Below are 20,571 nucleotides of genomic sequence, written 5' to 3'. Positions count from 1 at the left end.
GGATCAAATGTAGCGGCTAGGGCCGCAAAAGCAAAGGGCGACCACTTGATCGATGCTGCAAAGTGGCCCGAACGGCCTCAAACCTTACCTGTGACCTGTTGCGCCACTGCAAAATGGCAGGTGAAGGTGCTGCCATGGCCTGGCACGCTGCTGATCTCCAGGCGCCCGCGGTGGCGCATCAGCGCATGCTTGACGATTGCCAGCCCAAGGCCCGTGCCACCGGTATGAGATGCACGGCTCGAATCCACCCGATAGAACCGCTCCGTCAGCCGTGGCAGGTGCTTGGCATCGATGCCGGACCCTGAGTCCTGCACCGACAGATGGGCGCCTTGGGCATCGGCCCACCAGCGAATGCGAATGCTGCCCTCGTCCTGGGTGTACTTGACGGCATTGAACACCAGGTTGGAGAACGCGCTGCGCAATTCCGACTCGCTGCCCTTGAGCCAGATGCCTGGCTCGGCCTCCAGGGTAATGCGCTGGTTGCGCGGCCCGGACAACGCTTGCGCGTCTTGCTTGATCGCACTGAGCAGGGTGTCCACGGCCACTGGCTGGTTGTCGGACGGGTAGTCGGTGGCCTCCAGCTTGGCCAGCAGCAGCAGGTCGTTGAGCAGCGTTTGCATGCGCGAGCCCTGTTGGCTCATCTGCTGCAACGCTCGGCGCCAGCGGGGGTTCACGTCCTCGACGTTATCCAGCAGGGTTTCCAGGTAGCCGGCAATCACGGTCAGCGGCGTTCGCAGTTCGTGGGACACGTTGGCCACGAAGTCCTTGCGCATCTGTTCGAGCTGGTGGATGCGGGTGACGTCCCGAACCAGCATCAGGTGTTCGTTGTTACCGTAGCGTGTGATGTGCAGTTGCACCCGCATGCGATCGTTGATGGGGGATGGAATCTCCAGTGGCTCGACATAGTTTTCGGTTTCGAAGTATTCCTTGAAGCGCGGGTGCCGCACCAGGTTGGTCACCTGCTGGCCGCCGTCCTGGGGTGTCTTGAAGCCCAGGAGCGTCTCGGCTGCGCGGTTCCACCACTCCAGGTTGCCGTGGCTGTCGAGCATGATCACGGCGTCGCGCAGCGCTGCGGTGGATTCCTGCACCCTGTCGATCACCGCTTGAAGCCTGCCACGCACACGCTGGTCGCGGCGTTGCAGATGGTAGATGCTGTCGAACACCTCGCCCCATAGGCCGTAGCCGTCAGGCGGTGCTTCGTCCGGTTGGTGATTGCGCAGCCAGGCATGCAGGCGCAGCAGTTGCTTGAGCGTCCAGCCCAGGTAGAGAGCCAGGCCAATGGCCAGGCTCCAGCCATAGTAGCCACTGACCAGGCCACCGATCAGGCAAAGGGTGATCAACAGCAGCAGGTGGCGAATCAAGGTCGCATGCCAGTTCTGGTTCAATTGGGGATCCTTCGAATCCAGCGATCAACAGCAAGCACGAACCTGCATGCAGAAGCGGATCGGTAGCGCGTTCACGTCCATTCGACGGCTTTGAGCCGAGTGCTGCGTTTCAGGTCAGACCTTGGTCGAAAAGCGGTAGCCTGTGCCGCGAACCGTTTGTACCAGGTTTTCATACGCCTCACCCAGCGCCTTGCGCAAGCGGCGAATGTGGACATCGACCGTGCGTTCCTCGACATAGACATTGCCCCCCCATACCTGGTCCAGCAACTGGCCGCGGGTATAGGCGCGTTCCTGATGGGTCATGAAGAATTGCAGCAGGCGGTACTCGGTGGGCCCCATCTCGGCCGGCTTGCCATCGATGGTGACGCGATGACTGATAGGGTCCAGCAGCAGCCCGCCCACTTCGATCGGCGTCTCGCCATCACTGGGGCCGGTACGTCGCAGCACGGCCTTGAGGCGGGCTACCAGCTCACGCGGCGAGAACGGCTTGGTGATGTAGTCGTCCGCACCCACTTCCAGGCCTTGGATCTTGTTGTCTTCCTCGCCCTTGGCGGTGAGCATGATGATCGGAATGTCCCCGGTCAGCTCGTCGCGCTTGAGCCGCCGGGCCAGTTCGATGCCCGAGGTGCCGGGGAGCATCCAGTCCAGCAGAATCAGGTCCGGCTTACGGTCGACGATGATGGCATGGGCCTGTTGGGAGCTTTCTGCTTCCAGGCACTCATAACCTGCCATCTCCAGGGCCACGGCAATCATCTCGCGGATGGGCGCCTCGTCGTCGACGATCAGAATATTCCTGCCAGCCATGCTCAAAACCTCTCCTGGATTCGCTGTCTTGGCCCCGCATTAGATAACGGAATTATTGCAGCTGTGTGACAGGGTGTTGGTGGTTCTCGCGACATTCAATGACTGGGCCAGGCTTGACCGGGGCGGCGGTTGCACCTGTAAACGACGCTTTACCCCCTCGATACGGTGAAGCCTCATGCGGTGTGCACCAGGTGGACCTTGCTGAGGTGGTGCCGCGCCTCAACCCACCGCTCAACGTAGCGCGTAATCCAGTACCACGCCCATGAACACCATCAGCCCGGCCCAGTGGTTGTGCAGGAACGCCTTGAAGCATGCGTCTCGATCCAGGCGGCGGGTGGACCAGAATTCCCAGGCGAAACAGCACGCGGCGCCCAGCAGGCCCAGGTAGAACCAGCCGCCGAGGGCGAAGCTGCTGCCGGCCAGCATCAGGCAGCCCAGCGAAAGGCCCTGCAAGCTCAGGATTATCACCCGGTCAGCCTCGCCGAACAGAATGGCCGTGGACTTCACGCCGATCTTCAGGTCATCGTCGCGATCGACCATGGCGTAGTAGGTGTCGTAAGCCACCGTCCACAGCAGGTTGGCGATGTACAGCAGCCAGGCAGCGGCCGGCAGCTCGCCGCCGGCAGCGGTGAAGGCCATGGGGATACCCCACGAATAGGCGGCGCCCAGCACCACCTGTGGGTAGTAGGTGTAGCGCTTCATGAAGGGGTAGCAAAATGCGAGCGCGACGGCCGCGAACGAAAGCCAGACGGTTTGACTGTTGGTGCACAGCACCAGCAGGAAACTCACGCCTACCAAAACAGCAAACAGCGTCAGCGCTTCGCGGGGGCGTACACGCCCACTGGCCAAGGGTCGATCGGCGGTACGCTTGACGTGTCCATCCACCTTGCGATCGGCAAAATCATTGATGCAGCACCCGGCCGCGCGCATGAGCACCACGCCCAACCCGAAGATCAGCACATTGGCCAACGAGGGTGAGCCCTGACCTGCAATCCACACCGCCGACAGGGTTGGCCAGAGCAGCAGATAAATGCCGATGGGCCTGTCCATGCGACTTAGCTGGACGAAGTCCCAGGCGCGCGGATGAAGGCGGTTCAGCGATTTGAGCAGTTGCAGGTACATCAGCGGGTATCCTCGCGTGCCACCTGCCACAACGCCGGCAGGAACACTTCGGCGACAAGCAGGTCGAGTTCATCTCGGGAGAAGCGCGAACGACGTCCCCACAAGCCTGGGCTTGCAACTTCAGCAGGGAGCCAGGCTTCGGGGTAGTGGCATACCTGCAGGGGATGGCGGGTGAACGCTCGATCGCAGAACAGCAGCTCGCCCAGCGAGCGACTACCGAGCGATTCAAGGTCCAGGCCGCCACGTTCGAGCGCCGCACGGCTGGCTACGCTGCGGGCGAATACCCACGGCTGGCCATGCCCGCGCAGGAACACTTCCCTGACCCAACCCTGAGCACCGAGCGCGATGCCAAGGGCTTGGCATTCATCCTCGCGCAGCGACTGCCAGCCTTCGAACAGGGGCGTTACGCAGAAATCGTCGCCGGACAGTCGGGTCAGCCGACGTGTGAGCGAGCCCTCATCGAACAACCAGTCCAGCATGGAGGGGGCGAGGTTGGCCTGCACCTGTGGATACGCTAGCCACGCGACAGCGGCTGCGTGCGGGGTTGGGTACGACACGTCGGTCTGCTTGTAACAACCAAAGAGGCCGCGAGCTTAGCATGAATGCCCCGACTGCTTGCATACTGCCGGCAGGGCCGCTACAAAGCCTTTCGATTGCACCTTGGCCCGTGAAGAGGCCGCACGTCCAAACCCAAGCCGAGCCTGAACCGAGGAAACCCGTTCCGATGAAAAAGTGGCAATGTATTGTCTGCGGTCTGATCTATGACGAAGCCGATGGCTGGCCGGATGATGGGATCGCGCCCGGCACGCGTTGGGAAGACGTACCCGAAGACTGGCTCTGCCCAGACTGCGGGGTTGGCAAGAGCGACTTTGAAATGATCGCCATCGGTTGATCGAGGAACCCCCCATGACGCCTCCTGTAGTCATCATTGGCACCGGGCTTGCGGGTTACAACCTCGCCCGAGAATTACGCAAGTTCGATGCACTCACCCCCGTGCTGATGATCACTGCCGATGACGGGCGGTCCTACTCCAAGCCCATGCTCTCGACCGGCTTCGCCAAGCAGAAGGACGCCGAGGGGCTGTGCATGGCCGAGCCCGGCGCCATGGCCGAGCAATTGAACGTCGAGGTGCGTACCCATACGCGCATAACGGGTATCGACCCAGGCCACAAGCGCCTGTGGATTGGCGAGGAGGCAGTGCCCTATCGCGATCTCGTCCTGGCGCTGGGTGCACAGACCATCAGCGTGCCTGTGGAAGGTGACGCCAGCGACCTGATCTTCCCGATCAATGACCTTGAAGACTACGCGCGCCTGCGCGCCGCGGCTGCCGGCAAGCAGCGGGTATTGATCCTGGGCGCCGGTCTTATCGGCTGTGAGTTTGCGAACGACATGCGTCTTGGTGGTTTCGAGGTTGATGTGGTCGCGCCCTGCGAGCAGATCATGCCCACCCTGTTGCACCCGGCAGCGGCCCAGGCGGTACAGAGCGGGCTACAGGGTATCGGCATTCGCTTTCATCTCGGGCCCGTGCTGACGCGCTTGCAGCGCCAGGGGCATGGCGTGCGTGCACAGCTGTCCGACGGCCAGGTCATCGCGTGCGACCTGGTCGTGTCTGCCGTAGGTCTGCGCCCACGAACGGACCTGGCTGCCGCAGCGGGCCTGCAGACTGGGCGGGGTATCTGTGTGGACCGATTCTTGCGTACCTCCCATGCCAATATCCACGCCTTGGGCGATTGTGCCGAGGTTGACGGCATCAACCTGCTCTACGTGATGCCGTTGATGAGTGGCGTTCGAGCGCTGGCGCAGACACTGACAGGCACCCCCACTGCCGTCAGCTATGGACCAATGCCCATCACCGTCAAGACGCCTGCCTGTCCTGTGGTGGTGTCGCCACCGCCGAATGGGCAGATGGGTACGTGGCAGGCAGAGGGTGAGGGCAATGACGTCAAAGCGCTCTGCCACGCCGCCGATGGCCAGCTGATCGGGTACGCCCTTACCGGCAATACCGTGATGGAAAGACTGACGCTCAACCGCCAGCTTCCACCCGTCATGGCGTAAATAGCTCACGAACTGTCATGTATGCCTTTTTTGCCTGTGCATTATGGCCGTACCGATACTGGCGCGGTACTCAAGCGCGTGCCATTCTCACACTCGTCTGCCGCGGCTTAGAGCCCGTGGCGCCTTGAACGCTGCCCTTGAGGCGGCACGGCATAACAACAAGAATTCCGTCAAAGAGGCTTCATCATCATGCGCAAACCAGAACTCGCCGCTGTCATCGCCGAGAAGACCGACCTGACCAAAGACCAGGCCAACGAGGTGCTGAACGCGATTCTCGAAAGCATTACCCAGGCTGTGAACAACGATACAGTGACGCTGGTGGGGTTCGGCACGTTCGAGAAGCGTCATCGTGGGGCGCGAACCGGTAAAAACCCGCAGACGGGTGAGCCCGTCAAGATCAAGGCAAGCAACACGGTAGCCTTCAAGCCAGGCAAGAACTTGCGCGACAGTATCAACGTGCCCGCCAAGCCTGCTAAAAAGACTAAATGACCTGGGCCTGTCAGCGGCATGACGATCAATCGGGCGCCCACAGCGCCCGTTGTCTTCGCATACGAAAAAGATTCTTCGATTCCCTGAAAAGCACATAAAGCGGATAAACTGGCGCTCACAGTCACTTCTTAGACGAGACGCTCAAATGAAGTTCCGCTTACTTCTCTGGGTCCTGGGCCTGCTGATGGCTAGGGCAAGCCGAAACAATCCGGCTTTCCAGCAGCAGCTCAAGGGCAAGGATCTGGTGTTCCAGATGCAAACCCTCGACGGCAAGATCGCTCGACACTTCATCGTCGCCAACGAACGCATCCGTAGCAAAGGGGGCGCGTTCGCGCAGCCTGCCTTCGCCATCGCCTTTAAGGATGCTGCCTATGGCTTCACTACCCTGCAGGCGCGCAACAAGCAGCTGGCATTCATGCAGGGCATCCAGGACAAGGCGATCCAGATCAAGGGCAACCCGGCCTTGGTGATGTGGTTCCAGGGCCTGATGAAGTACCTGAAACCTAAAAAGAAGCATTGACCGCGCAGGGGCCGAGCGACGGCTCCAGTCAATCAGTGTGGCGCAGCGAACTGGGACGCAAGCTCGCGCAGCAAGGTCTCAGCCTCGAGTACCTTGTTCACGACATCATTGGCCTTGTCGCGGGAAAGCCCAAGACGCTCAAGCAATGCATCGGGAATCTCCTCTTTCGGGCCCGAGCCGATACCCCGTGAGCGAAGCAATCGAGTCGCGAGGAAGACGAGGTTGGGAAAGGCTGCATAGTCGCCCTCGTAGGTAGGGTCATGCTGGAAGCGCAGCGCCGTGGACAACTCCTCGGGCATGTCCCACAGCTTCATCAGCCAGGCACCAATCTGCTCGCGGCTGATCCCTAGAAGGTGGCGCTCCACATAGGTGTGGCACAGATGGGGGTTGACCTCCAGATGCCGACAGATCAGCGAAAAATGCGGTGGAAACACATGTGCCAGCAGCAAGTACCCGAAATTGTGCAGAAGACCGGCAAGGTAGGTGAGGCCTGCCTCAGGTCGTTCGGCACGGGGCATTGCACGGGTAAGGCCCTCGATGACAGCCGCTGTGTAGATGGAGTGCTGCCAGTAAGGCGTCGCTTGCTGAGGCTGGTCCTTGGGTAGGCTGAGCGTCTTGCCCATGGCCAGGCCCAAAGCCAGGTTGATCACCAGATCGAAACCCAGCACCCTGACAATCGCATCCTCGACCGAGCGTACCTTGCCGGGCGAGGCGTAATAGGGCGATGCCGCCCAGCTCACGACCTGCGCAGCCAGCGCCGGGTCGGTTTCCACCACCCCGGTGATATCGTCGATGCTGGCATTCGGGTCGACACGCAGCTTCATGATCTTCTGCGCGGTATCGGCCAGGGGCGGGATTTCGATGGTTTCTTCGAGCCGCTTTTGAATGCGTCGTGCAGTGAAGGCCTGAACTGCCTGGCTGATCTCGCGGGTGTCATCGTCCGGACGGTCCAGGTTCAGGGCAATGGCCTGCACCTCCTGCCCGAATGCGCTGGCGCTGGCTTTGCTCAGCAGGCGTTTGAACGGGTCACGGTCGATGGCCAGCAGCAGGCCTTCCTGGCCTGACTGAATGAACACGGTCGCGGGTTCGAGCAGGCTTTTTTCGTACTGGCAAGGTGAGCTGGTCAGCGCCGGTATGCCTGGAAGAACCTTGAGATGGTGTTTTTCCAGCATTTGGCGCAAGCGGGGCACCGGCACAGCGGTAAGTGTCCGGCCAGTCAGCTCGGTGAGCCGGCTCAGGTCCAGCAGTTGGCTTTGCGGCAGCAGCACCATCAGTGCGCCCACCTCGTCGTCCAGCAGCACCGCCTGTACACAGGCTTGAGCCGGCGGGGGGGGATGCGCCAACACTTCACGGTAGGCAACGCCGAGCTTGTCGAGCAGCAACCGGATAACCGACGGTGTTTGTGGGGTTGCGGTGTCCAAGGCAGCTTGAGTCATGGTCCGTGTCCACTGGTTCCTAAAAGCGAAGTATAACCAGCCTCGCCGGGAGGCTGGATCCATTGACCGCTTGGGTCAGACTTGGCCGTACTGTTGCCCGTGACGCAGCCAGCGTTCAAGCAAGGGGCTGACATGTTCCGGCCAGCGGGCCACTAATGCCTGGGCTGCATCACGAACGGCCGGAAGCAGATCGGCATCGCGCATCAGGTCAGCGACCTTGAACTGCAGCAGACCCGTCTGGCGCGTGCCGAGCATCTCGCCCGGGCCGCGCAGCTCCAGGTCCTTTTCCGCGATGATGAAGCCATCGTTGGTTTCGCGCATGATGCCCAGGCGCTCGCGGCCCACCTGTGACAAGGGCGGGTGATACAGCAGAACGCAGTGGCTGGCAGCGCTGCCACGGCCCACCCGCCCACGCAACTGGTGCAGCTGGGCCAACCCCAGGCGCTCTGGGTTTTCGATGATCATCAGGCTGGCGTTGGGCACATCGACGCCAACTTCGATCACGGTCGTGGCAACCAGCAGCTGCAGATCACCGGCTTTGAATTGCGCCATGATCTCGGCTTTTTCTGCCGGTTTCATACGCCCGTGAATCAGCCCGACCCGCAATTCGCCCAGGGCGCTGCCAAGTTCCTCGTAGGTGCTCTCGGCGGCCTGGCAGGTCAGCTCTTCAGACTCCTCGATAAGGGTACAGACCCAGTAGGCCTGACGCCCTTCAGCACAGGCGGCGCGTACCCGCTCGACCACTTCGAAGCGACGGCTGTCGGCCACCAGCACCGTGTTGACCGGTGTACGCCCGGGAGGCAATTCGTCCAGCACGGAAGTATCCAGGTCAGCATAGGCGCTCATGGCCAAGGTACGCGGAATGGGCGTCGCCGTCATGATCAGCTGATGAGGACACAACTCGCCATTCACACCCTTTTTGCGCAACGCCAGACGCTGCTGGACGCCAAAACGGTGCTGCTCGTCGATGATGGCCAGGGCGAGGTGCTTGAACTTGACCTCTTCCTGGAACAGGGCGTGGGTACCCACCACCATTGGCGCACCGGCGGCGATCTGCTCCAGTGCACTGACCCGGGCCTTGCCCTTGAGCTTGCCGGCCAGCCAGGCGACTTCGATGCCCAGTGGCTCCAGCCAGCGCTTGAAGGTGATGTAGTGCTGCTCGGCAAGAATCTCGGTAGGTGCCATCAGCGCCACCTGGTAACCCGCCTCCAACGCCTGCAGGGCTGCCAGTGCCGCGACCACGGTCTTGCCGGCGCCCACATCACCTTGCACCAGGCGCAGCATGGGTTCGTGCTGGCTGAGGTCGTAGGCAATTTCATTGGCGACCCGCTGCTGCGCCCCCGTAGGCTTGAAGCCGAGATTGGCCAGGTACTCGTCCTGCAGGCGTGAAGGCTTGGGCAGCACCGGTGCGCGCAGGCTGCGCAGGCTTTCGCGCAATCGCTGCTGCGACAGCTGGTGGGTCAGCAGTTCTTCGAATGCCAGGCGGTGCTGGGCCCAGTGGTGGCCTTCGGCAAGCTCATCGAGGTCGGCGTCAGCCGGCGGGTTGTGCAAGTACCGTATGGCATCGTCCAACGGGGCCAGCTGATAATCGCGCGCAAGCTCCTCGGGCAGCCAGTCCGGCAGGCTGCGCGGCCCGAGCAAGGCCAGGCTCTGTTGGCAGAGCAGGCGTAGCCGTTGCTGGGTGAGCCCCTCGGTAGACGGGTAAATCGGGGTAAGCGTCTGTTCGACCGGCGGCGGCGGTTCGTCGCCGTTCAGTGCACGGTATTCAGGATGATAGATCTCCAGGCCCGATGCGCCCGGCCGGGCTTCGCCATAGCAACGCAGGTGAGTGCCGCGCTTGAGCCCTTCCTTCTGTGCGTTGCTGAAATGGTAGAAGCGCAGGCTCAGCACGCCGCTCCCGTCGCCCAGACGAACGACGAGGCTACGTCGCTTGCCCATGGTCACGTCCGCGCCGCTGACCACGCCCTCGATCACCGCGTCCTGCCCTGGCCGCAGTTGCCCGATCGGCACCACGCGGGTGCGGTCCTGGTAACGCAAGGGCAGGTGAAACAACACGTCCTGCAGGTTTTCCAGGCCCACCTTGGCAAGCTTCTGCGCCATGGCGTCACCGACACCCTTGAGCACAGTGACCGGTACCTTCGACAACTCACTCATGGCTCAGGCAGTTTGCTCGGTGGGCGTTTTGGCGACCGAGCACAGGCGGATCGAGTCGGCAAGAATCTCGATGGCCTTGGGCCGCGGGAAACTGGCGCGCCACGCGATCGCCACGGTACGAAATGGCGCTGGTGCTGTCAGCGGACGCACTTCGATCACGCCCGGTGCGTAGTGATGACTGTGCACGGCAGACAGCGGCAGGATGGAGACACCCAGCCCAGAGGCCACCATGTGGCGGATGGTTTCCAGCGAGCTGGATTCGACCGTGGTGTGGCGTGCGCCTTCACCGCCCTTGTTCAGGGTAGGGCACGCCTCCAGCACCTGGTCACGGAAGCAGTGACCTTCGCCCAGCAGCAACAGGCTCTTGTCGTTGAGCGATGCCCCATCGATGGTTTTCTTCGCCGTCCACGGGTGGTCGGCTGGCATCAGTGCGCAGAAAGGCTCGTCGTAGAGCGGCAGGGTCAGCACGTCGGCTTCGTTGAAGGGCAAGGCGACGATCACCGCATCCAGTTCACCGTTACGCAGCTTCTCACGCAGCACATGGGTGAAATTTTCCTCGATGTACAACGGCATCTGCGGGGCCACACGGTGCAGCTGTGGGATCAGGTGAGGAAAGAGGTAGGGGCCGACGGTGTAGATCGCGCCTACCTTGAGCGGGGCGGTCAATTGGTTCTTGCCGGCCTGGGCCAGTTCGCGGATGCCCTGAGCCTGTTCGAGCACTTTCTGGGCCTGGGCCACGATGCCTTCGCCAACCGGCGTGAGGCGCACCGCGCTCTTGCTGCGCTCGAAGATCAGTACGCCGAGCTCATCCTCGAGCTTCTTCACACCCACCGAAAGGGTAGGCTGGCTCACATGGCAACGCTCGGCTGCATGGCCGAAGTGCTGTTCCTGGGCGAGTGTGACGATGTAACGGAGTTCTGTGAGGGTCATAACGTGCGTCCATGAAGTTGCGAGCCCAGCATAGCGGCTGCAATCGATAGACGCACGTTATCAGACTTGCCGACTTGTGACAGAAACAAAACGTCAGCGGCGGTCCAGTGAGTACACGAACGGCGCGACGACTTCGATCGTCCCGTTGTTCAGCAGCTCAGCTGGCGGTTTGGGTACCTTGCCCGCTCGCCGAATCATTTCCATGGTTGCCCGGTCCAGGGACGCACTACCCGACCCACCGGCCAGTGAATACGACACGACCTTACCCTCGGCATCGACCACGAAACGCAGGCGATTGATGCCCTGCAAGCCTCTGCGCCGCGCGTCTTCCGGGTACCGCTTGTACTTCGCCAGGTGGCGCAACAGGTCACTCTGCCAGGTCGGCAGTGCGGTGCTGTTGGAGGCGACGCTCGGTGCGGGCGCTGCGGACTTCTGCGGCGGCGTATTGCTCGGTGGTGCGTCTACCGTTTCCTTGGTCGGCGGCGCTTCCTTCGGCGGCTCAGGCTTTTTCTCAGGCTTGGGCGGCTGTGGCTTGGCCTTCGGCTTGGGCGGCTTGGGAATGGCAATCTTGGGTTTAGGGGCTTCCACGACCTTCGGCAGCGGGGGTTCTTCGACCGGCGCCGGTGGTTGGGGAACTGCTTTGGGAGGGGGTGGTGGCGCTGGCTCCGGCAGCGGTGCCAGCTCGACCATCATGGCTGCCGGGGGCAGCTCGATGGCCTGGGGCACCGACCAGTTAAGCATGAGCAGCACAGCGACGGCATGGACACCCAGCACAAGCGCCAGGCTGCCGCTGTAACGCGCCAGATTGTGCCGCGTCTTCGTCATTTCTTGGCTGCCGTCTCAAGACCTACCAGACCGACTTTGAGGTAGCCGGCCGCGCGCATGTTGTTCATCACTTCCATCAGGTCACCGTAGTCCACACCTTTGTCGGCCTGGAAGAAGATGGTGGTGTCCTTGTCACCCTTGGTCTTGGCGTCCAGCATCGGGCCAAGGCGCTCGGGCGTTGGGACCGGGTCATCGCCGACATAGAGCTTCTGGTCGGCCTTGACGCTGACGAAGACAGGCTTCTCGGGCCTGGGCGCCGGCTTGGCCGTCGAAGCAGGCAAGTCGACCTTGATGTCGACCGTGGCAAGGGGCGCTGCGACCATGAAGATGATCAGCAGCACCAACATCACGTCGATAAACGGCGTCACGTTGATTTCGTGGTTTTCGGCGAGGTCGTCGCCACCTTCGTTCAGATGCAGGCCCATGGCTTACCCCACTTTCACCATGTGCGGGGCGGCGCGATCGCTGCCCTGATGGTCCAGGTCACGGCTGACCAGCAGCAGCACCTGGGCCGAAGCGTCGGACACCTGTGCCTTGTAGCCGGCGATGGAGCGGGCGAAGACGTTGTAGATGACCACGGCCGGGATGGCGGCAACCAGGCCCAGTGCGGTGGCCAGCAGCGCTTCGGCAATACCCGGGGCGACCACGGCGAGGTTGGTGGTCTGAGTCTTGGCGATGCCGATGAAGCTGTTCATGATGCCCCACACGGTGCCGAACAGGCCCACGAATGGCGCAGTGGAACCAATGGTGGCCAGCACGCCCGTGCCGCTGCTCATATTTCGCCCGCTGGCGTGTACCAGTCGTTCCAGGCGGAAGCTCACGCGCTCCTTGATGCCTTCCTTTTCACGGGCATTGGCCGACAGGCGCATTTCCTCGAGCGCATCGTGAACCAGGGTATGGGCCAGGGTGCCTTGCTTGTCGGAGACTTCGCTGGCTTCCTTGAGGCTGGTCGATTTCTTCAGGCGGGCGATTTCCCCGCGCAGGCGGCGCTTGGCCCCCATCAACTCGAAGCCTTTGGCGATCCAGATGGTCCAAGTGATGATCGAGGCGATGGCCAGGCCGATCATGACGGCCTTGACCACGACATCGGCGTTCTTGTACATGCCCCAAGGCGACAGGTCATGGGCCATGCCGAGCGAGGTATCTTCCACCAGGGCTTGGGCGTCCGGGTCTGCAGCAACCGGAGCCTGTGCAACGGTACCCGGTGCCGCTTCGCCGGCCGGAGCGCTAGCTGGTGCAGCAGCGCTGGCCGCCGGGGCCGTCACTGGGGCAGCGGCATTGGGCTCATCGGCCATGGCGACCGGGGCCAGCGCCAGGCTGAGAATCAGCGCAGCGGTGGCACGCCAGGCGCGCGATGGGGTTGGCGAAGCGGAAGGTTGGGTACGTGTCATGCTGGCCGGACCTGATGAAGATGATGGGTGAGCGTTCTTCAAGGCCTCGAGGCAGGCCGAGAACAATTTGGTCGCCATTATTGCAAGTAATTCTTGTTAACAAAAGTAATATTGTTGCTTTTTCTCCTGCAGAGGGGCTGAGCAATCGGCCCTAGAGGGCTTCAGATGTCTGACTTGAGTGTGTTGATCGTAGGATGTGGGGACGTCGGCAGTCGCCTGGCTCGGCAAATGCTGACGCGTGGTTGGCAAGTCAGCGGCCTGCGCCGTTCGGTGGCGCAGTTGCCTGATGGCGTAGCGCCGATTGCAGCTGATCTATCGAACCCGAACATCCCAGCTGCCTGGCCTGAGCGGGCACCTGACTACGTGGTTTATTGCGTGGCTGCCAGCCAGCATGACGAGGCAGGGTATCAGGCGGCGTATGTCCAGGGGTTGCGTCACGTGCAGCGCTGGCTGGCCGAGCGTGGGCAACAACCCCGACGCCTTTTGTTCGTGTCCAGCAGCAGCGTGTTTGGGCACAAGGGTGGGGAGTGGGTTGATGAGCAATCGGCCACCGAACCTGAGGGGTACTCGGGGCGCATCATGCTCGAGGCTGAAAGGCTGGCGCTGTCCGGTGCTGCGCCAGCCAGCGTGGTTCGCCTGACCGGCATCTACGGGCCAGGTCGAGAGTGGCTGTTGCGTCAGGTGCGTCAGGGTTATCGCGTCGCCGAGCAACCGCCGTTGTATGGCAACCGTATTCACGTGGACGATGCTGCCAGCCTGCTGGCATTTCTGCTGCAATGCGACAGCCAAGGCAAGGCGCTGGACGATTGCTACATCGGCGTGGACGACAGCCCGGCACCGCTGGCCGAAGTCGTGGCCTGGCTGCGTGAACAGTTGGGGGTTACGCAGTGGTCCGATGAGGAGCGTGTGCGTCGCACGGGCAGCAAGCGCTGCAGCAACGCCCGCGCACGGGGGCTAGGCTGGTCCCCGCAGTACCCCAGTTACAAGGAAGGCTACGCAGCGATCCTCGGGCAATGATCCCCTGGCCGGCGCGCAGGTAGCTTGCGTTACCTGCGCGCCGGCTGGGGTATCGTCAGTTGTGTTGCAGCAGCCACTGGCGCTTGCCGGCTGCGAGCATCGGCATTTCATCCGGCTGGGCGCGGTTCACCGCCTGGAAGATTTCCAGCTGATCGCCATTGCGCTTGATGATGAACGGGGCCCCGCGCTGGTTGCGCTCCAGCCACAGGCTGTCATTGCTGCCGCCCATCGTTGCGCAATCACCGGCCAGGCACAGGGCGAAACGATCCGGACCGGGCAGGCCGGTGACGTTGCCGCTGTCGCTGAACGTTACGTTGGCGCCCTTGCCTGGGCCCTCCATGATTGTCCAGGCGCCGCCGAGATAAGCCTGGTACAGCGCCTGCTCGAAGCTGCTGCCCAGTGGCGCATTGTTGCCACTGGGCGTCTTGGCACGCTCGAAGCGCTGTTTCGCGCCTTGCTGGTCGACTGTTTGCAGTTCGTCGCCGTCCAGCGACAGTTGCTCGGTGGCACCGCCATCGAAGGTGGCCAGCCACTGCTTGTCATTGGCGCTGAGCTGACCGTCCGAGGCCTCGAACCCATTGCTGTAGCTGGCGCGCTGGGTGGCAACATCGAGCTTCCACTCGAAGACCGGGCCATGCTCATTCAGGGCCTGGCGAAGGTTGCCTTGCTTGACGGCCGCAGTGATGGCGTCCTGATTGATCCAGGTGCCGTTGAAGTCTTCAGGTTTGTGGCTGGCGCAGCCGCCCAGGACCAGGGCTGCCAGCGTAAGAGGCAATGCTATGCGCATGTCGGGAACCTTCCAGGAGAGAGAAGGCGGCGAGGGCAATGCCCGCCGCCTGGGGCATCACTCGATGACGAGGATGGCGTCCATCTCGACCTGCGCGCCTTTTGGCAGCGCGGCCACGCCGATGGCGGCGCGAGCGGGGTAAGGCTGCTCGAAGTAGCGACCCATCACCTCGTTGACCTTGGCGAAATGGCTCAGGTCGGTCAGGAAGATGTTCAGCTTGACGATGTCCTTGAACGAACCGCCTGCTGCTTCGGCCACAGCCTTGAGGTTCTCGAACACCTGGACGGTCTGGGCCTCGAAGCCTTCGACCAGTTCCATGGTCTTGGGGTCCAGTGGGATCTGGCCAGACATGTACACGGTGTTACCGGCCTTGATCGCCTGCGAATAGGTGCCGATGGCGGCAGGGGCCTTGTCGCTGTTGATGACGGTCTTGCTCATGATGACTCCTTGCGGTTGGCGGACTACGTACGCATGCGGGTGATGCGAACCACACCGGTCAGGGTACGCAGCTTCTTGATCACACGCGCCAGGTGCACGCGGTCGTGCACGCTGACCACCAGTTGGACCACGCTGATACGGCCGTCGCGTTCGTCCATGCTGATCTTCTCGATGTTGCCATCGGCCGCGTTGACGCTGCTGGCCAGCAAGGCAATCAGGCCGCGCTGGTGCTCCAGCTCTACGCGCAACTCGACGTTGAATTCGCCAGTGATGTCCTTGGCCCAGGAAAGCTGGACGCATTTCTCGGGGTTGTGGCGAATTTCACTGATGTTTCGGCAGTTCTCAAGGTGCACGACCATGCCCTTGCCCGCCGAAAGGTGACCCACGATCGGGTCGCCCGGAATCGGCGTGCAGCACTTGGCATAGCTGAGCACCAGGCCTTCGGTACCGCGAATCGCCAGCGGACCTTCGGGGGCCGGCAGTTGCTCGCCTTCTGCAGACAGCAGACGGCGCGCGACCACGTAGGCCATGCGGTTGCCCAGCCCGATGTCTTCAAGCAGGTCTTCGATCAATTCCAGGCGGTATTCGCTGAGGATTGCCTGCACGCGCTCGCGGGGAATCTGATCCAGCGCGCTGTCGAAACCAGTCAGTACCTTGTTGAGCAGCCGCTCGCCCAGGCTGATGGATTCGGAGCGGCGCTGCTGCTTGAGCGCATGGCGAATATGTGTGCGCGCCTTGCCGGTGACCACGAAATTGAGCCACGCCGGATTGGGTCGAGCCCCCGGTGCGCTGACGATCTCTACCGTCGAGCCACTCTGCAACGGCTCGGAGAGCGGTGCCAGGCGCCGGTTGATACGGCATGCGATGCAGCTGTTGCCAACGTCGGTGTGCACTGCGTAGGCGAAGTCCACGGCAGTGGAACCCTTGGGCAGCTCCATGATGCGGCCTTTGGGCGTGAAGACGTACACCTCGTCCGGGAACAGGTCGATCTTGACGCTCTCGATGAACTCCAGCGAGTTGCCTGCACGTTGCTGCAATTCAAGGATGCCTTTGACCCACTGCCTGGCACGGGCATGGTTGCCCTTGGGCTGCTCATCCCCATTGGCCTTGTACAGCCAGTGCGCAGCGATACCGTTATTGGCCATCTCTTCCATTTCGCGCGTACGGATCTGGATTTCGATGGGCACGCCGTGCATGCCGAACAAGGTGGTGTGCAACGACTGATAGCCGTTGGCCTTGGGAATGGCGATATAGTCCTTGAACCGCCCTGGCAGCGGTTTGTACAGGTTGTGCACGGCACCGAGGACGCGGTAGCAGGTATCGACCTTGTCGACGATGATGCGGAAGGCATACACGTCCATGATCTCGTTGAAGGCGCGACGCTTGCCGCGCATCTTCTTGTAGATGCCATAGAGGTGTTTTTGCCGGCCACTGATCTCGCCTTCGATACCGTCGGCAGCCAGGCAGTTGGCCAGTGACTGCTCGATCTTGGCGACGATTTCCTTGCGGTTGCCCCGTGCACTTTTGACGGCGCGATGAATCAGCGACGAGCGCATCGGGTGCATGGCCTTGAAGCCAAGGTCTTCGAACTCGACGCGTACCGTGTGCATCCCCAGGCGGTTGGCGATGGGGGCGTAGATCTCGAGGGTTTCCTTGGCAATCCGGCGTCGTTTCTCGCCGGACAGCACTTCCAGGGTGCGCATGTTATGCAGGCGGTCGGCCAGCTTGACCAGGATCACGCGAATGTCGCGTGCCATGGCCATGGCCATTTTCTGGAAGTTCTCGGCTTGCGCCTCGGCCTTGGTTTCGAAGTTCATCTGGGTCAGCTTGCTGACGCCGTCCACCAGCTCGGCAACCGTCTCGCCAAACTGCTGGCTGAGGGCTTCCTTGGCAATGCCGGTGTCTTCGATCACGTCATGGAGCATGGCTGCCATCAGGCTTTGATGGTCCATGTGCATGTCGGCAAGGATGCTGGCCACGGCCAACGGGTGCGTTACGTAGGGCTCGCCACTGCGGCGACGTTGCCCATCGTGCGCTTGTTCTGCGTAGAAGTAGGCACGCCGTACCAGGTTGACCTGTTCGGGGCCCAGGTAAGTCGACAGCCGTTCGGCCAAGGCCTCTATACCCGGCATGGCTTAGCCTCCTGCCGAGATAGGGGGCCTTGCGCCTTGCGACGTCGACCGGGCATCAATCAGACAGCCTCGTTCGACTCGTCCTCGAACGCGGCAAAGACCGGATCCTCGGTGACAATTTCTTCAGCGGCGATGAATTCGTTGGTCACGATGCCTTCGGCGATTTCGCGCAGGGCAACGACGGTGGGCTTGTCGTTTTCCCACGCAACGCGTGGCTCTTTACCGCCGGTCGCCAGCTGGCGAGCGCGCTTGGTCGAGAGCATGACCAGCTCAAAACGGTTATCCACGTGTTCCAGGCAGTCTTCAACAGTTACGCGGGCCATGGTCTTCCTCAGTAGCAAATGCGGTAGGCGTGCAGCCCATTAGTGGGCAGGCGGACTCGATAGTATAAAAATTCACCAGCCAATAGGGAAGCGCTGTTTTGTCGAGCGCCGCCGTGCGGTGCGGTGCGAGTCATTCAGGTACTGCGGTGCATGCCCGCGTTTGCCAGGCCTGACGATACCTCTGGGACGCAGTGCAAGGACCGCCATAGACGCCTTGCAATGGCCCCGACAATAACCTCAGAGCATTGCGTCGCGCAACCGCGGGGTGAGCTCCTCGAAAAGGGTTTGGACCGAGCGCAGCGCGCGGCAGTCCGGTCGGGTCAAGAGCCACAACTGGGTGTCGCAACCTGGCAGCGGCCCGCTGAGTGCATCGACCCCTGGCAGGCTATGCACCATGTAGTCCGGCAGCGCTGCCACGCCCAGGCCAGCGGTGACCAGTTGGGCAATGGTGGACATGCTGCTGCACTGGTAGCGCGGGCTCAGGCCAGGGTGTTGCTGGTTGCGCCAGACTACCGTCGGATGGTCCTGCATGGCGTCATCCGGCGCGATCCATGGCACCGCGCTGGCGCTTTCACCGAGGCGGTCGCGCCACTGAGGTTGGCCACATATCACGTAGGACGTTGACCCCAGGTTGCGCCCCACCAGGTGTTCGGGAGGCGTGTTGGTCAAACGCAGGGCGATGTCTGCATCTCGCCGGCTGAGGTTGGCGAACACGTTTGAGGTGCCCATCTCCAGCGACAGCGCGGGGTAATTCTGCATGAAGTCGGCCAGTGCAGGCAGCAGCAGGCTGTGCATGACGGCCTCAGTGCAGGTCAGGCGCACGGTGCCGCTGACGACCTGTTCACCGCTGGTCATGGCAATGCGCGCCGCCTCGAGTGCTTGCTCGGCGCGCTCGGCCTGCTCGGCGAGGGCCTGTGCAGTATCGGTAGGCAAGTAGCCTTTGCGGCTCTTGACGAACAGAGCCGTGCCCAGCGCCGACTCCAGGCGGCGTATCGACCGGAAAACGGTCGATACGTCCACTTTGAGCAACTCGGCCGCCTTGGCCAGAGAGCGCCCGCGTTCCAACGCCAGAACCAGGGAAAGATCGGCATGGGTAATTTGATATTGCATTGGTGCACGCTCTCGTTGCCGAATTGCCAATGTCTGTTGCGTGAGAGCCATTTTATAGTGAAACGACCCCCGGGAATCAATGCGCCCGCTGCGGTTACCAATCCCCACGATGGGAAAGTGAAAACAACAACAGCTGCAACCATCGTCGCCTACCAGGCGCCAGCCGTCTCTCCACATCGCCGCAGCCCAGCAAAGGATGTACAGCCATGACGTCGGTAGCCCCGTGCGCCCGTTCCTCACGCGAGATGAATGACTTCCTGCAGGCACACCCCGACACCCAGTACGTCGACTTGCTGATTGCCGATATGAATGGAGTCGTGCGCGGCAAGCGCATCGAGCGGGCCAGCTTGCACAAGGTGTATGAGCGAGGCATCAACCTGCCGGCATCGCTGTTTGCGCTCGACATCAACGGCGCCACCGTAGAAAGCACCGGGCTGGGCCTGGATATGGGCGATGCCGATCGCATCTGCTACCCCATTGCCGATACGCTTGCGCACGAGCCCTGGCAGAAGCGTCCCACCGCCCAGTTGCTCATGACCATGCACGAACTGGACGGTCAGCCGTTCTTCGCTGATCCGCGCGAGGTCTTGCATCAGGTCGTGAGCCGGTTCGACGCGCTGGGCCTGTCCCTGTGCGTTGCGTTGGCGCTCGAGTTCTACCTGATCGACCAGGACAACCTCAATGGCCGACCGCAGCCGCCGCGCTCGCCGTTATCCGGAAAGCGTGCCCATTCGACCCAGGCCTACTTCATCGACGACCTGGACGAGTACGCCGACTGTTTGCAGGACATTCTCGAAGCGGCAAAGGCCCAGGGCTTGCCGGTGGATGCCATCGTCAAGGAAAGCGCGCCTGCGCAGTTCAAGGTCAATCTGCATCACGTGGCCGACCCTCTGAAAGCTTGTGATCAAGCGATCCTGCTCAAGCGCCTGATCAAGAACGTTGCCTACGACCACGAAATGGACACGACATTCATGGCCAAGCCCTATCCCGGCCAGGCGGGCAGTGGTCTACATGTTCACCTGTCGCTGGTGGAAAAACACAGCGGCAGGAACCTCTTTGCAAGCGAAGACCCAATGAGGTGCGACGCTCTGCGCCATGCTATCGGCGGCATGCTGCAGACGCTCCCTGCGTCCATGGCCTTCCTGTGCCCGAACATCAATTCGTATCGCAGGTTCGGCGCCCAGTTCAATGTGCCAAATGCCCCAGGCTGGGGCTTGGATAACCGTACCGTCGCCCTGCGTGTACCGACAGAAAACAGCCGAAGCACGCGCCTGGAACATCGCGTGGCAGGTGCAGACGCCAATCCCTACCTAATGCTTGCTGTGATTCTTGCTGGCGTTCACCATGGCCTGACCCACCAGATCGAGCCGCAGGCGCCCATTGAAGGCAATGCTTTCGAGCAACTGGAGCAGAGCCTTGCGAACAACCTGCGCGACGCGTTGCGTGCGCTGGAAGACAGTGACGTACTCAGGCAATACATCAGTGCGCACTACATCGATGTCTTCGTGGCCTGCAAGGACAGCGAGCTGGCCGAATTCGAGGCGTCGATTTCCGACCTCGAATACAACTGGTACCTGCACACGGTGTAGCGCCAAGGCGCCTGCATGAGGCCAGGGGAAGGTTTCGCAGCGGGCTCTGAGTGGGCAGGCCTTG

Annotated in this window: 21 protein-coding genes; 6 read left to right on the top strand and 15 right to left on the bottom strand. The window is 62.0% G+C overall.

The genetic code is table 11. The features are described 5' to 3' along the window. Nucleotides 1-77 precede the first annotated feature (77 nt). The 4 genes from phoR to ACF8E5_RS13640 form a co-directional block, all read right to left on the bottom strand. The gene (phoR, locus tag ACF8E5_RS13655; RefSeq protein WP_392475395.1) at nt 78-1,385 is read right to left on the bottom strand and encodes a phosphate regulon sensor histidine kinase PhoR; all 1,308 of its coding nucleotides are present in this window, start codon (nt 1,383-1,385) and stop codon (nt 78-80) included. 114 nt (nt 1,386-1,499) lie between these two features. After that, nucleotides 1,500-2,189 carry a phosphate regulon transcriptional regulator PhoB gene (gene phoB / locus ACF8E5_RS13650; RefSeq protein WP_023532543.1) on the bottom strand — a complete coding sequence of 230 codons (690 nt, stop codon included), beginning with the start codon at nt 2,187-2,189 and terminating at the stop codon, nt 1,500-1,502. Nucleotides 2,190-2,420: 231 nt separating this feature from the next. Further along, the gene (gene ubiA / locus ACF8E5_RS13645; RefSeq protein ID WP_100852503.1) at nt 2,421-3,311 is read right to left on the bottom strand and encodes a 4-hydroxybenzoate octaprenyltransferase; all 891 of its coding nucleotides are present in this window, start codon (nt 3,309-3,311) and stop codon (nt 2,421-2,423) included. Beyond that, nucleotides 3,311-3,868, bottom strand: a complete 558-nt coding sequence (locus tag ACF8E5_RS13640; RefSeq protein ID WP_392475394.1) for a chorismate--pyruvate lyase family protein — start codon at nt 3,866-3,868, stop codon at nt 3,311-3,313. Before ACF8E5_RS13640 ends, ubiA begins: the two co-directional genes overlap by 1 nt. Nucleotides 3,869-4,035: 167 nt before the next feature. On the opposite strand from ACF8E5_RS13640, the gene ACF8E5_RS13635 reads away from it, so the two are divergent. The 4 genes from ACF8E5_RS13635 to ACF8E5_RS13620 all read left to right on the top strand — a co-directional run bounded on the left by ACF8E5_RS13635 (nt 4,036) and on the right by ACF8E5_RS13620 (nt 6,375). After that, entirely contained in the window at nt 4,036-4,203 is a 168-nt protein-coding gene (locus ACF8E5_RS13635) for a rubredoxin (protein ID WP_023532601.1), read from the top strand. Nucleotides 4,204-4,217: 14 nt separating this feature from the next. Then, nucleotides 4,218-5,366 carry an NAD(P)/FAD-dependent oxidoreductase gene (locus ACF8E5_RS13630; protein ID WP_392475393.1) on the top strand — a complete coding sequence of 383 codons (1,149 nt, stop codon included), beginning with the start codon at nt 4,218-4,220 and terminating at the stop codon, nt 5,364-5,366. A gap of 189 nt (nt 5,367-5,555) precedes the next feature. After that, a complete protein-coding gene (locus ACF8E5_RS13625; protein WP_058602763.1) occupies nt 5,556-5,855 on the top strand; it encodes an HU family DNA-binding protein in 300 nt (99 codons plus the stop codon). A gap of 145 nt (nt 5,856-6,000) precedes the next feature. Next, a complete protein-coding gene (locus ACF8E5_RS13620) occupies nt 6,001-6,375 on the top strand; it encodes a helicase (RefSeq protein WP_078479356.1) in 375 nt (124 codons plus the stop codon). A 32-nt stretch (nt 6,376-6,407) separates the two neighbouring features. Here ACF8E5_RS13620 and ACF8E5_RS13615 read toward each other — a convergent pair whose 3' ends face one another. The 6 genes from ACF8E5_RS13615 to exbB form a co-directional block, all read right to left on the bottom strand. Continuing rightward, a complete protein-coding gene (locus ACF8E5_RS13615; protein WP_058638824.1) occupies nt 6,408-7,811 on the bottom strand; it encodes an aminoacyl-tRNA deacylase and HDOD domain-containing protein in 1,404 nt (467 codons plus the stop codon). 75 nt (nt 7,812-7,886) lie between these two features. Continuing rightward, nucleotides 7,887-9,965, bottom strand: coding sequence for an ATP-dependent DNA helicase RecG (gene recG / locus ACF8E5_RS13610; protein ID WP_023532570.1), 2,079 nt, complete (start codon nt 9,963-9,965; stop codon nt 7,887-7,889). 3 nt (nt 9,966-9,968) lie between these two features. Next, nucleotides 9,969-10,895 (bottom strand): hydrogen peroxide-inducible genes activator, encoded by a 927-nt coding sequence (locus ACF8E5_RS13605; RefSeq protein ID WP_197843917.1) that lies wholly within the window; start codon nt 10,893-10,895, stop codon nt 9,969-9,971. A 93-nt stretch (nt 10,896-10,988) separates the two neighbouring features. After that, complete coding sequence (locus tag ACF8E5_RS13600) at nt 10,989-11,720, bottom strand: energy transducer TonB (RefSeq protein ID WP_027913359.1); 732 nt, start codon at nt 11,718-11,720, stop codon at nt 10,989-10,991. Then, nucleotides 11,717-12,145, bottom strand: a complete 429-nt coding sequence (exbD, locus tag ACF8E5_RS13595) for a TonB system transport protein ExbD (protein ID WP_058602766.1) — start codon at nt 12,143-12,145, stop codon at nt 11,717-11,719. The genes ACF8E5_RS13600 and exbD overlap by 4 nt, the downstream gene beginning before the upstream one ends. A 3-nt stretch (nt 12,146-12,148) precedes the next feature. Continuing rightward, the gene (gene exbB / locus ACF8E5_RS13590) at nt 12,149-13,111 is read right to left on the bottom strand and encodes a tonB-system energizer ExbB (protein ID WP_058638825.1); all 963 of its coding nucleotides are present in this window, start codon (nt 13,109-13,111) and stop codon (nt 12,149-12,151) included. Nucleotides 13,112-13,276: 165 nt separating this feature from the next. Here exbB and ACF8E5_RS13585 point away from each other — a divergent pair, with 165 nt between their 5' ends. Continuing rightward, nucleotides 13,277-14,128, top strand: a complete 852-nt coding sequence (locus tag ACF8E5_RS13585) for an SDR family oxidoreductase (RefSeq protein ID WP_078479354.1) — start codon at nt 13,277-13,279, stop codon at nt 14,126-14,128. A gap of 55 nt (nt 14,129-14,183) precedes the next feature. Here the strand turns inward: ACF8E5_RS13585 and ACF8E5_RS13580 are convergent, their stop codons facing one another. The 5 genes from ACF8E5_RS13580 to ACF8E5_RS13560 form a co-directional block, all read right to left on the bottom strand. Then, a complete protein-coding gene (locus tag ACF8E5_RS13580; protein WP_197844316.1) occupies nt 14,184-14,915 on the bottom strand; it encodes a hypothetical protein in 732 nt (243 codons plus the stop codon). A 57-nt stretch (nt 14,916-14,972) separates the two neighbouring features. Then, nucleotides 14,973-15,353, bottom strand: coding sequence for a RidA family protein (locus tag ACF8E5_RS13575; protein WP_009684531.1), 381 nt, complete (start codon nt 15,351-15,353; stop codon nt 14,973-14,975). Between the two features lie 23 nt (nt 15,354-15,376). Further along, nucleotides 15,377-17,485: a bifunctional GTP diphosphokinase/guanosine-3',5'-bis pyrophosphate 3'-pyrophosphohydrolase gene (gene spoT / locus ACF8E5_RS13570; protein WP_058638829.1), complete on the bottom strand. Its 2,109-nt coding sequence runs from the start codon at nt 17,483-17,485 to the stop codon at nt 15,377-15,379. Between the two features lie 59 nt (nt 17,486-17,544). Beyond that, entirely contained in the window at nt 17,545-17,808 is a 264-nt protein-coding gene (gene rpoZ, locus ACF8E5_RS13565) for a DNA-directed RNA polymerase subunit omega (protein ID WP_012312123.1), read from the bottom strand. Nucleotides 17,809-18,045: 237 nt separating this feature from the next. Further along, entirely contained in the window at nt 18,046-18,918 is an 873-nt protein-coding gene (locus tag ACF8E5_RS13560; RefSeq protein ID WP_078479351.1) for a LysR family transcriptional regulator, read from the bottom strand. Nucleotides 18,919-19,124: 206 nt separating this feature from the next. Between ACF8E5_RS13560 and ACF8E5_RS13555 the strand changes: the two genes are divergently transcribed. Then, nucleotides 19,125-20,507: a glutamine synthetase family protein gene (locus ACF8E5_RS13555; protein ID WP_197844315.1), complete on the top strand. Its 1,383-nt coding sequence runs from the start codon at nt 19,125-19,127 to the stop codon at nt 20,505-20,507. The last annotated feature ends 64 nt before the right edge of the window (nt 20,508-20,571 follow it).

Origin of the sequence: Pseudomonas sp. WSY_20, from assembly GCF_043104335.1 — a bacterium.
In the GTDB taxonomy this organism is placed as follows: Bacteria; Pseudomonadota; Gammaproteobacteria; order Pseudomonadales; family Pseudomonadaceae; genus Aquipseudomonas; species Aquipseudomonas parafulva_B.
Note: the sequence above shows the minus strand (reverse complement) of the source record. Positions and strands in the feature narration are given on the sequence as shown.

Excerpts from the sequence above, each read along its gene's own strand:
- ACF8E5_RS13555 (WP_197844315.1), top strand. The coding sequence starts at position 19,125 with ATGACGTCGGTAGCCCCGTGCGCCCGTTCCTCACGCGAGATGAATGAC.
- spoT (WP_058638829.1), bottom strand. The coding sequence starts at position 17,485 with ATGCCGGGTATAGAGGCCTTGGCCGAACGGCTGTCGACTTACCTGGGC.
- ACF8E5_RS13585 (WP_078479354.1), top strand. The coding sequence starts at position 13,277 with ATGTCTGACTTGAGTGTGTTGATCGTAGGATGTGGGGACGTCGGCAGT.
- ACF8E5_RS13580 (WP_197844316.1), bottom strand. The coding sequence starts at position 14,915 with ATGCGCATAGCATTGCCTCTTACGCTGGCAGCCCTGGTCCTGGGCGGC.
- rpoZ (WP_012312123.1), bottom strand. The coding sequence starts at position 17,808 with ATGGCCCGCGTAACTGTTGAAGACTGCCTGGAACACGTGGATAACCGT.
- ACF8E5_RS13635 (WP_023532601.1), top strand. The coding sequence starts at position 4,036 with ATGAAAAAGTGGCAATGTATTGTCTGCGGTCTGATCTATGACGAAGCC.
- ACF8E5_RS13605 (WP_197843917.1), bottom strand. The coding sequence starts at position 10,895 with ATGACCCTCACAGAACTCCGTTACATCGTCACACTCGCCCAGGAACAG.
- ACF8E5_RS13625 (WP_058602763.1), top strand. The coding sequence starts at position 5,556 with ATGCGCAAACCAGAACTCGCCGCTGTCATCGCCGAGAAGACCGACCTG.
- ACF8E5_RS13615 (WP_058638824.1), bottom strand. The coding sequence starts at position 7,811 with ATGACTCAAGCTGCCTTGGACACCGCAACCCCACAAACACCGTCGGTT.
- exbD (WP_058602766.1), bottom strand. The coding sequence starts at position 12,145 with ATGGGCCTGCATCTGAACGAAGGTGGCGACGACCTCGCCGAAAACCAC.
- ubiA (WP_100852503.1), bottom strand. The coding sequence starts at position 3,311 with ATGTACCTGCAACTGCTCAAATCGCTGAACCGCCTTCATCCGCGCGCC.
- ACF8E5_RS13620 (WP_078479356.1), top strand. The coding sequence starts at position 6,001 with ATGAAGTTCCGCTTACTTCTCTGGGTCCTGGGCCTGCTGATGGCTAGG.
- recG (WP_023532570.1), bottom strand. The coding sequence starts at position 9,965 with ATGAGTGAGTTGTCGAAGGTACCGGTCACTGTGCTCAAGGGTGTCGGT.
- exbB (WP_058638825.1), bottom strand. The coding sequence starts at position 13,111 with ATGACACGTACCCAACCTTCCGCTTCGCCAACCCCATCGCGCGCCTGG.
- ACF8E5_RS13560 (WP_078479351.1), bottom strand. The coding sequence starts at position 18,918 with ATGCAATATCAAATTACCCATGCCGATCTTTCCCTGGTTCTGGCGTTG.
- ACF8E5_RS13575 (WP_009684531.1), bottom strand. The coding sequence starts at position 15,353 with ATGAGCAAGACCGTCATCAACAGCGACAAGGCCCCTGCCGCCATCGGC.
- ACF8E5_RS13630 (WP_392475393.1), top strand. The coding sequence starts at position 4,218 with ATGACGCCTCCTGTAGTCATCATTGGCACCGGGCTTGCGGGTTACAAC.
- ACF8E5_RS13600 (WP_027913359.1), bottom strand. The coding sequence starts at position 11,720 with ATGACGAAGACGCGGCACAATCTGGCGCGTTACAGCGGCAGCCTGGCG.
- phoB (WP_023532543.1), bottom strand. The coding sequence starts at position 2,189 with ATGGCTGGCAGGAATATTCTGATCGTCGACGACGAGGCGCCCATCCGC.